Genomic DNA, 11,192 nt, shown 5'->3' with positions numbered 1-11,192 from the left:
AAGGAGAAAAGACCTACACCCGGCCAAAGGATGATGACCGGATTGGGGTCACGCATGGCAGGGGAATTGGGATGCTTGTGTTTTTCATAGTAATCGGCATACATCTCCCGGTACTTCTGGAATTCCACTTCCAGTTCAGCCTTCAGTGAGGAAGGATGGGAAAGGTCTACATCAGCCGGGATGTCGAGCACCAAAGGGGATATTTTGGTACGCAGGAAGTGATCTGGACAGGAGGTGCCCATGGGGGCAAGTTTGTTCAGGTCGTTGGAATTGATGAACTCCAGTACCACCTCTGTGTCGGAGAAGGTACCGACCATTTTCTTTTCGGATGAAGCCAGTCCGCGCAGCACGGGAGCCAGCAAGGCAGCCTGTGAGGCACGTTGCTCTGCAGGAAGCGATGTGACTTTCTGTCCGCCGAATACAGGCCTGTCTTTACCGTAATTGGCCTCCAGGTAAGCGGAAGCGGTTTCGATGACTTCCAGGCTGTTGATATAACATTCAAAAGACGTGTCTCCCCAAGTGAAGAGACCGTGTCCACCGAGCATGATTCCCCGGATTCCTGGATTGTCCGCCAGTGTCTGCTGCAACTGGAGTCCCAGATCGAATCCTGGTTTCTGCCAAGGCACCCAGGCGATCTGACCGTTCCAAAGTTCCTGCGTGATCTTCTCACCTTCCTTGGAAGCGGCTATGGCAATTGCAGCATCAGGATGGAGGTGATCAATGTGTTTGAAAGGTAAAAAAGCATGCAAAGGGGTGTCGATGGAAGGTGCTTTGGAGTCCAGGTCGTAGATACAGTGGTTGAAAAGCCCCACCATTTCATCTTCAAACTCAATACCCCTGTAGATACCCTGCAATGCTCGGAGTTTATCGACATAAAGGCCTGCCAGTCCGGCCTTGGTGAGGGTTCCGATATCCCCACCGGATCCTTTGACCCACATGATTTCCACGGACTCCTTGGTCAGCGGATCTTTTTCAAAAGTTTTGCAGCTGGTATTGCCCCCGCCGTAGTTGGTGATACGGAGGTCTGCACCCAGGATATTGGATCTATAGATTAATAGGTCAACTTCGTTTCCTTCCAAAGCAGCAACCTTTTTATCATCCCATAAAAAGCTGACATACTTAAATGATTTTTTTTTTGTTGCCATGTATTTTGGGTTTTGTCAATAATGTAACATGCAAAACAATTTAATATGGTATATATCGTATGCTGTCCTGTTCTATACTGTATTTAGAGGGGTAAAAAAATATTATATAAGGTATTTTTATTTTATAAAAGGCTTAAACCTGTCTTATTTGGGTTTAGAAGTGGGATAATGTGTTTAAAATTAATTTATAAACTATCTAAAAATTTAAGAAATAAAATTTATGTGCTGAAAAACAGGAGGTTGTAAAGTTTTTAATTCCTTAAATTGAAGATTGTTTATAATATTTTTATTGAATAGTTTGGTTTATTATTAAATACAAAATGTTAAAAATTAATTAATAATAAAATTGTTTTTATTTCATTTCTGTCCTGTGCTGTCCTGTCTTTATTTTATTGTAATAAATTATTTTAATCAGGATGCGACAGGATAGGTTTGGGTGTTAATAGAAGTTAATTAGTAGAAATTACCGCTTGTTAACATAAAACCCAATATCTATGAAAAACAATTATTTATTAATAAAGAAGCGATTTTTACTGCTTCTTTTTATTATTCTTTCAACCAGCATTTCAGCCTATTCGCAGGCTACAAATGTGACCGGTACCGTGAAAGATGAAACAGGTGAAGTCGTGCCTGGAGCTACCGTTATGATCAAAGGTACTCAAGTCGGAACAGTCACGGACTTAAATGGAAATTTTAGTATTTCGGCAGCTACTGGGAATGTTTTAGTAATCAGCTTTATTGGTTATACACCAGAAGAAGTAACTGTTCAGTCCGGACGGACAAACTATGATATCACTATAAATACCTCCATGTCTGACCTTTCAGAAGTGGTGGTAGTGGGTTATGGTAGTCAGATCAAGAAAGAGGTGACTGGAGCTATTCAAACTATCAGTGAAGATGAATTGAAAGATATGCCGGTTACAACTACGGCACAGAAGTTACAAGGTAAATTAGCAGGGGTCCAAATCAACCAGACAACTGGTAAGCCTGGCCAAGGGATGAACGTAAGGATCCGTGGTCAGCTTTCTGTGTCAGGTGGTAGCGATCCATTATATGTAGTGGATGGATTTCCAATTACAGGTGATATTAACACCCTTAACCCTGATGAAATCCAGGATATTACCATCTTGAAAGATGCGGCTTCAACCTCGTTATATGGATCTAGAGCAGCAAATGGGGTGGTATTGATAACTACTAAAAGAGGAAAAATAGGGCAAACCAATGTAAACCTAAATGTTTATACAGGTTTCCAGAAAGTCCCTGAAAATGGCAGGCTTGAAATGTTAAATGCTGAAGAGTTTGCTCAGTTCAAAAAGGAATACTACGAAGATGCAGGTCAACCTGTACCGGCTATTTTCCAAAACCCATCTAATTTCAGAGGTAAAACTAATGATTGGTACGGAGCCATGTTGGAAACTGCTCCAATTACTAATTACAATTTAACTATTACCTCTAATAAAGAACGAGTGAATACTGCAATTGTAGCAGGGGTGTTCGATCAAAAAGGAGTAGTAAGAAATACAGATTACGAAAGATATTCCTTAAGAATGAATACGGATTATACTGTTTCTGATAAGGTTTCCATAGGGTTGAATGTGGCTCCAAGCTATATCGTAGATAATACGCCTCAAACAGATGGTTCCAGAGGTACTGGTATTTTGTTTAATGCCTTGCATACTTGGCCAGTGATGGATATTTATGATGAGAATGGAGATTTGACCTTCTTCAATAGATTCCCTTCCGAAACAGGAAATATCTTTGCTTATCCTAACTGGTTACGTTCTGCGGATGAGATTACCAATCAGACAAAGAGGGTAAATATCTTGGCAAATACTTATGCAGAATGGAGGCCGATTAAAGGACTTTCCTTGAAGTCTACTTTCAATACTGAAATTAGAAATTCAAATTATTTCTTCTTTAATCCTTCCACTGCGACGAATAGAATCAACGTTTCTATTCCAACTGTTGCAGTTTCTATCAGGGATAATTTCCGTGATTTTTCATGGTTGAATGAAAACATTGCGACCTATGCTAATAACATTGGAGATCATAATTTTGAGATTTTGGCTGGTTTTTCTAACCAACAGTTCAGAAGAGACAGAACAAGAATACAAGCAGATACCTATGCCGATGATCGACTTCCTACGATTCAAGGTGCCATCAATATCAACAGAGGTGGAACAATTTCTGATGTGGACGAATGGACGTTGACCTCTATTTTCTCAAGATTGACCTATAATTTTAAAGGTAAGTACCTGTTTACTGCAGCAGTAAGAGGTGATGGTTCTTCAAGATTCGGGGCTGATAATCGTTGGGGTATATTCCCATCCACTTCGGTTGGTTGGGTGATTTCTGACGAAGAGTTTTTAAACACAAGTTCATCCGTCTCTTTTCTGAAATTGAGAGCAAGTTATGGGGTAACAGGTAATAATAATATTGGTAATTATACCCAGTATGCCTTGGTGAATAATACCATTAATGCTGCTTTTGGTAGTAATGTAGTCCCTGGTGCGGCCGTTACATCGCTAAGCAATACCAATTTGGGATGGGAAACTACTTCTCAATTAGATATTGGATTTGATTTAGGTTTATGGGATGACCGAGTGACTTTTGGATATGATTATTATACCAAGAATACTACAAATCTATTGTATGCAGTTCAGGTGCCTCAAGAATCTGGCTTCAGAAACTTCAACGATAATATTGGAGAAATTAAATTCTGGGGACATGAATTTACAGTGAACGCAGTTATTGCCCCAGGAACATTCAGATGGAGTGTTAATGCGAACTTATCCGTTAATAGAAATGAGGTGTTGGAATTAGCTGATGGAATTGACCGAGTTTATGGTTTTGCACATATCACCCAAGTGGGACAGCCATTTGGACAGTTTTATGGATTAAATAAACTAGGTAATTATGCCAACGCAGAGGACTTAGCAAATTCACCAGTAATCCCAGGAAGATCAACGGTTGGTAGTATTAAACTGGAAGATATCAATGGGGATGGTGTAATTACGTTTGGAGGTGATAACGATGATCGAACTATTATCGGTAATCCTTTCCCTGATTTTGTGTATGGTTTCACCAACAATTTCAAGTGGAAAAATTGGGATGCTAGCATCGTAGCTTCGGGTTCTCAGGGTAATCAGTTGTACATGAGACACCTTTATTCTACAGCCAATTTGGATGGGGTATTTAATATGGTTGCTAAAGTTGCAGATCGTTTCAGATCTCCAGAAAATCCAGGTGAAGGAATTTTTGGAACTACTGTCGGTGGTGGTAACGTAACAGGAATCGAGAGAGACTGGCCAAACAGTAATTTCGTTTGGGATGCTTCTTACTTTACCATTAGAAACATCACAGTAGGATATAACTTCACAAATCTACCTAAGTCAATAAAGGCGGCACGTGTTTATGCTTCCGGGCAAAATATGTGGGTTTTTACCAAGTATTGGGGAGGGTCTAACCCAGAGGTTAGTATGCAGAACAATGGTCAAGGAGATGGTGGAAACCTAAGTCCAGGAGTAGACTTAGCAGGTTACCCTGTTCCACGTACAATCACATTTGGTGTAAACATCACCTTTTGATTGATCTCATCTCATTAGTAAAAATCAAACTGTAGAAAAAATGAAAAAACATATATTAGGCTTTGCAGTAGCATGTATTTTATTGACCGGCTGCGAAGATTTTCTAACGGTAGTGCCTGAAACAGAATTGAGTTCGGCTACCTTTTTTAAGAATCAAACTGATTTTGAGCAGGCTATTAATGCAGCTTATGTACCGCTAAGAACCATCACTAATGATCGAGCTTGGCTTTTAGGGGAGATGCACTCTGATAACACGTATTATGCAAGAAACATATTGTTTGGAGCAACGGATAATCAGGAGGATATTGCGGATTTCTCTATCCCTGAATCAAATGGGACTTCGGCAAATACCCATGTATTGAACCAATGGAGACAGGATTATCTGATCATTGCAAGAACAAACCAAATTCTTGCCTTAATAGATGAGGTCGAATTTAACCAAGCTGCCAAGGACAATGTGAAGGGACAAGCGCTGTTTCTAAGAGCATATGCTTATTTTGAATTGGCTAGGTATTTTGGAAGTGTTCCATTACACCTAACTCCAGTAGCTACTAGAGAGGAAGCAGCTTTGGATCTTTCCCCAGAAGCAGCTGTTTATGCACAGATAGAGCAAGATTTACAAGCTGCAGTTCCATTGTTACCTAAGAAATCTGCGCAAGAGCCAGGAAGAGCAACAGAAGGTGCTGCTAGAACTTTGTTGGCCAATGTATATATCAACCAAAAGAAATGGTCTGAGGCAGAGCAAATCCTGACTCCTGTGGTAACAAGTGGTGAATACACTTTAATGGCTGATTATGAGATGGCATTCCCTGGGAATTCATCAAATAAAAACAATTCGGAATCTGTATTTGAAGTCCAATTTATGGAAGGAGCTGCAGGTTTGAACGGTAACTTTATTTACCAGTTTATGCCTAGACCTATTAGTGCGGCAGAATTGCAGCCGATCATGGGAACAAGCAATCCTCAGAATATCGATGGTGAGGGAAACAATATTCCAACTCCAGATATCATTGCTGCCTATGAAGAGGGTGATTTGAGAGAAGATGCATCTATTGGTTATGTATTTTTATCTGGAAGTTTTAGAGATGACAAAACATATCCTTATATCAAAAAGCACGCTAAGCAGCATTCACAACATAATAATACTGGAACCAACTGGGTAGTGTATCGCTATGCGGAGGTCTTATTGTTTATGGCTGAAATTCTCAACGAACAAGGTAAGCCAGGAGAAGCTAAAATTTACCTTGATCAAATAAGAGATAGAGCAGGGTTAGATCCAAGCACGGCTTCTGGCCAAGCTGAAATGCGAGAAGCTATCTTCAAAGAAAGAAGAGTGGAATTGGCTTTTGAAAATAAAAGATGGTTTGATATCCAGCGGACAGACAGAATTGAAGAGATTATTAGACCATATGGACAGCGAATAATAAATAATCCATTGGATTATTATTACCCACCAATTGAAGGAGCTGTACCTAGATCCAATGCCTTTACTAATTTGAGTAAATTCTACGCTTATCCAGCTGCAGAATCTGACTTGAGTCCTTATTTCTAAAAAAAAAATATAATATTGAAATATTGCCCGCATGAAGCAGTTTATTTTGCTTTGTGCGGGCTATAATTAAAATCTAGCCGCTCTTGTATTTATTCGTGCAAAATACTTAGGAATTGTGTTCATTGTTTAGTTCAGTAAACATCAGTAATCAAAAATATTCCCTTATATCCTATGAATCACAAAAAACATGTATTTCGCATTTTGATCTTTTCCCTGATTGTTTTTGGGACAATATCTTGTGCGAAAAAAGAAGAAAAAAAGCCCGTTCACCCAAAGGTCGCAAAATTAAAGCTACCAGCAGGGTTTGTAGCGGAACATATTTATAGCCCTGGAGAAAATGATCAAGGATCTTGGGTAGCAATGACCTTTGATGATAAAGGTAGAATGATTACGGCGGATCAATATGGTGCACTTTATCGGCTTGAAATCCCAGCAATAGGCTCAGACTCTCTTGCACCCAAAATTGAAAAATTGGTAGTTGGAGATCAAACGGATCAAAAACTGGGAATGGGGTATGCTCAAGGTTTGCTATACGCCTTTAACTCTGTCTATGTGATGGTAAATCACCGAGGTAATGATGAGTTCGAAAGGACTACTGGTATGTATAGAATTCAGGACCTAGATGGAGATGACCGCTATGAAACAGTTTCCTTAATTAAGCTTATGGAAGGATCACCAGGAGAGCATGGTCCTCATAGTATGATATTGTCCCCTGATGGAAAGTCCATCTATATTTCAGCAGGTAACCATGTGGATGTTCCTGAAATGGACTCTTACCGCTTACCCAAAGCTTGGGATAGAGATAATTTATTTCCTGAAATCAAAGACCCAAGAGGACATGCCAATGATAGAATGGCTCCAGGAGGATGGATTGCCAAAACAGATCCAGAAGGTAAATCCTGGGAGTTGGTTGCAGCCGGATTCAGAAATGAGTTTGATATAGCTTTCAACGAAAATGGTGATTTGTTTACCTATGATTCAGACATGGAATGGGATTTTGGAATGCCTTGGTATAGACCTACCAGAATCTGTTATGTTCCTAGTGGATCAGAGTTTGGGTGGAGAACCGGAAACCAAAAATGGTCTCCAAACTATCCGGATAATTTACCAGCTGCTTTGAATATTGGACAAGGATCTCCAACCAATGTCATGTTTGGTACCAATTCCAATTTCCCTGATAAATACAAAAAAGCATTATATACTTTTGATTGGAGTTTTGGTATCATCTATGCGACTACTTTGACTCCTGAAGGGGCTTCTTATGCTGCAACAGGGGAAGAATTTATTTCTGGATCTCCACTTCCGCTTACTGATGGAGAATTTGGTCCAGATGGTGCGATGTATTTTTTGACAGGTGGTAGAAGGTTAGAGTCCGATCTGTACAGAGTGTATTATAATGGAGATGAAGCTCCAGGATCTTCAACCAAGCAGACCTTAACTGAAGAGCACGAGATTAGAAGAAAACTTGAAACCTATCATGCTGGTGGTCCTAAAGCTGGAGCTGTAGATGAGGCATGGCCTTATTTAGCTCATGAAGATCGGTTCATTCAATATGCAGCAAGAATCGCAGTGGAACATCAACCCGTTTCAGAATGGCAATCCATGGTATTTGCAGAAGAAAATCCAACTATCGCTACTCAGGCGGCGATCGCTTTGGCGAGGCACGGAAATCCAAGTGTGGCCACTCCATTATTGGATAAACTAACCAGTATCAATTACTCAGATTTGTCGGAAACTGGGAAACAGAATTTGTTAAGAGCCATTGAGCTTACACTTTTTAGATTTGAAAATTCTTCCAAAGCTTCTTTTCCTAAGGTGATTGCTTATTTAGATCCGCACTATCCATCAGGAAATAATAATTTGGACCGGGAGCTTGCCAAGCTTTTGACGTATACTGGGGCAGAGGATGCTGTAAGTAAGACCTTGGCGGTTTTAGAGACTGCTAAGGATGATGAAAATTTTCAGAAGACATTAACTTCTTCTTCTGATTTGATCATGAGAAACCCTCAATATGGTATGGATATCGCAAATATGCTTGCCAATGTACCACCTGCTCAACAAACGTATTTGGCGGTAGTACTTGGAGGAGCAGAGAAAGGCTGGACTCCTGAATTACGCGACAAATATTTTACCTGGATCAGAAATGCCTTTAACTACAAAGGTGGTAGAAGCTATGTTGGTTTCATCGATCGAGCTAGAAAAATGGCACTTTCCCATGTCGCTTCTTCCGAAAAAGCGAAATATGATGAAATGTCTGGAGCTGCTTTATTGACTGGAAGTGGAAATGATATTGTTCAGTCTGATGTTCAACCAGAAGGTCCAGGTAGAAGATGGACTTTGGAGGAAGCAGAACCTTTGGTAGAAAATTTATCCGGAAGAGATTATGTAAGAGGGAAAGCCATGTATGCTGCTACTCTATGTCAATCTTGTCATACCATGCAGGGAGAAGGAGGAATTATTGGTCCTGATCTTACCCAGCTTGGTACTCGATTCTCTCCTAAGGATATATTGAACTCAACCATTAATCCTAGTGATGTGATTTCCGATCAATATGCAGCAACTGTATTAGTTCTGAATGATGGAAACTCTGTAGTAGGAAGGGTGACAAATGAAGACGAGAACAATTACTATGTTTCTCAAAATCCATTTGCTCCTGAAAGCATTCGAACTGTACCTAAATCCACTGTGGTAGAGACCAAACTTTCTGAGGTATCTATTATGCTTCCAGGTATGATCAATAGATTAAATGAAGAGGAGTTGAAGGATCTGATGGCTTATTTGATCTCTGGAGGTAATCCTGATCATGAGGTCTTTAAAGGGTCTGAAACCGCGTCAAATACTGATTAATCATGAAAAAGAAACATTATCTAGTGATGGGAATATTACCAGCAGTGGCCTTAGGGCTACTGTTGAGTATGATTCCTGCAGATAAATTAGAACCAATCTCTTCTGAGTCTCAAAGTGAGTTTAAGTCAATTTTTGATGGAAAAACCTTAAATGGATGGGATGGTGACCCGACTTACTGGAAGGTGGAAGATGGGGCCATTACGGGGGTAATTACTCCCGAAACCTTACTTAAGGCTAATACATTTTTGATTTGGAAAGATGGTCAGCCGGGAGACTTTGAGTTGAAAGCTAAATTTAAAATTTCTGAAACAGGTAATTCGGGCATCAATTACAGAAGTGATATGGTTCCTGATGTTCCTTATGCTTTAAAAGGTTATCAAGCCGATATTGATGGAAAGATTAATTACACTGGTCAGAATTATGAAGAGAGAAAAAGAACCACTTTAGCTTATCGTGGACAAAAGACTAAAATTACTCCTCAAGAAAATCCAACAGGAAATCTTAGAGATTATGTGGAAAGAAATGCATGGAAAGGATTAAATGTGATAGAGGAAATTGGGGATAGAGATGAGTTAAAGACCAAAATCAAAGCGAATGACTGGAATGATATTCATATTGTTGCGAAAGGCAATGTGTTGAAGCATTATGTCAATGGTGTGCTGATGAGTGAGGTACATGATGAGGATCCTGCCAATTTTTCTGCGAAAGGATACTTGGGAGTACAAGTTCATGTAGGGCCACCGATGAAAGTCCAGTACAAAGATTTGATGATAAAAATGAATTAATAGGGTTGGGAATAGATTAATTGTTAATGTTAAAAGCACCGATTGGAAATACAGCGTCCGATCGGTGCCTTTTTTTTAACTAAGTATTTGACCATTAATCAATCCCTTCTTGGTATACCTGAAGGATACGATTAACTTTTAAAACCTGACACTACAGGATGGAAAACAGGCCTTTGAAATGGAAATTATGGTGTTAAATAATCCTATGAACTCACCCGAAATAGCTCAAATAGATAACTGGAAGCGGAAAATTTCTAATTCTCAGCAACTTGGAGGAATTGAAACTTCTGTGTTGGACAATGGTTCTGGAAGGGGAGTGAGAATTGCATGGATTAATACAGGTTCAGGACTCCGGTATAAGGTTGTCCTAGATCGAGGGTTGGATATTTTAGACTGCTTTTTTAATGAGAGTAGTTTGGCCTGGATAAGTCATTCAGGACATGTTTCGCCACAACCCTTTTCCAATAAGGGAATTGATTGGCTTCGGACTTTTGGTGGAGGATTATTGACGACATGTGGATTGTCTAATGCAGGGCCTCCCAACTCAGATGAAACTGGTGAAAGAGGCTTACATGGAAACTTCAGTAACATTCCTGCTGAGTTGATTTCCATTAAACAACCAGATTTGTATAGAAATGATCTTTCTTTTGAGATAGTCGGAAAAATTACAGAAACCAGCACTTTTGGTCCCAGTTTGGAATTGACCAGGACTATCTCAGGTGAGTTGGGCTCAGCCGCGATACGGATCAGCGATACAGTGCTAAATAAAGGAAATACTCCGGCCCCACATATGGTATTATATCATATTAATTGTGGATGGCCTTTGATCGATGATGGAACGAGGATTGTTTGGCAAGGAGAAATAATCCCAAAAGCCAGCGACGAAAATAATACTGACTTTAATAAAAAGTATCAATTTACTAGATGTGCCCCACCTTTAAAGGAACATGATGGCTTTGGAGAAGATGTAGCTTTTATTAATCCTTCCAATGGAGAATCAGATCAGGTAGTATGCGGATATGCAAATGATGCCCTTCAATTGGGGTTGAAAATATCGTTTTCAAAAAAGCAATTGCCTTGGTTAATCCATTGGCAACATTGGGGAGAAAATGAATATGTTACAGCTTTGGAACCTGCTACCAATCCCCCTATAGGTCAAGCTGAAGCAAAGAAAAATCAAACATTGATTATGTTGCAGCCTGGAGAATATAAGTCTTATGATTTGATCTTGGAGGCAATTACAGGAAAGGATGTAAACGATTTTAAATAGGAGATT

6 protein-coding genes are annotated in these 11,192 nt (G+C 39.7%); 5 read left to right on the top strand and 1 reads right to left on the bottom strand.

What is annotated here, in order from left to right; translation table 11 throughout:
• The coding region (locus tag JYB62_RS18510) for a class II aldolase (RefSeq protein ID WP_205646885.1) at positions 1-1,145 on the bottom strand (1,145 nt) is incomplete at its 3' end.
• 494 nt (positions 1,146-1,639) lie between these two features.
• Between JYB62_RS18510 and JYB62_RS18505 the strand changes: the two genes are divergently transcribed.
• From JYB62_RS18505 to JYB62_RS18485, 5 genes are all read left to right on the top strand, one after another.
• A complete protein-coding gene (locus JYB62_RS18505; RefSeq protein WP_205646884.1) occupies positions 1,640-4,732 on the top strand; it encodes a SusC/RagA family TonB-linked outer membrane protein in 3,093 nt (1,030 codons plus the stop codon).
• A 40-nt stretch (positions 4,733-4,772) separates the two neighbouring features.
• Entirely contained in the window at positions 4,773-6,284 is a 1,512-nt protein-coding gene (locus JYB62_RS18500; RefSeq protein WP_205646883.1) for a RagB/SusD family nutrient uptake outer membrane protein, read from the top strand.
• Between the two features lie 171 nt (positions 6,285-6,455).
• A complete protein-coding gene (locus JYB62_RS18495) occupies positions 6,456-9,131 on the top strand; it encodes a c-type cytochrome (RefSeq protein WP_205646882.1) in 2,676 nt (891 codons plus the stop codon).
• Between the two features lie 2 nt (positions 9,132-9,133).
• Positions 9,134-9,916 (top strand): 3-keto-disaccharide hydrolase, encoded by a 783-nt coding sequence (locus JYB62_RS18490; protein ID WP_205646881.1) that lies wholly within the window; start codon positions 9,134-9,136, stop codon positions 9,914-9,916.
• 205 nt (positions 9,917-10,121) lie between these two features.
• A complete protein-coding gene (locus tag JYB62_RS18485; protein ID WP_205646880.1) occupies positions 10,122-11,186 on the top strand; it encodes an aldose 1-epimerase family protein in 1,065 nt (354 codons plus the stop codon).
• The last annotated feature ends 6 nt before the right edge of the window (positions 11,187-11,192 follow it).

It is taken from the genome of Algoriphagus lutimaris (assembly GCF_017051705.1).
Classification (GTDB): domain Bacteria; phylum Bacteroidota; class Bacteroidia; order Cytophagales; family Cyclobacteriaceae; genus Algoriphagus; species Algoriphagus lutimaris.
This window is presented reverse-complemented; position numbering and strand designations above follow the sequence as displayed.

What these genes read in the sequence shown, in the direction of transcription:
- JYB62_RS18505 (WP_205646884.1), top strand. Translation starts at nt 1,640, where the DNA reads ATGAAAAACAATTATTTATTAATAAAGAAGCGATTTTTACTGCTTCTT.
- JYB62_RS18500 (WP_205646883.1), top strand. Translation starts at nt 4,773, where the DNA reads ATGAAAAAACATATATTAGGCTTTGCAGTAGCATGTATTTTATTGACC.
- JYB62_RS18495 (WP_205646882.1), top strand. Translation starts at nt 6,456, where the DNA reads ATGAATCACAAAAAACATGTATTTCGCATTTTGATCTTTTCCCTGATT.
- JYB62_RS18490 (WP_205646881.1), top strand. Translation starts at nt 9,134, where the DNA reads ATGAAAAAGAAACATTATCTAGTGATGGGAATATTACCAGCAGTGGCC.
- JYB62_RS18485 (WP_205646880.1), top strand. Translation starts at nt 10,122, where the DNA reads ATGAACTCACCCGAAATAGCTCAAATAGATAACTGGAAGCGGAAAATT.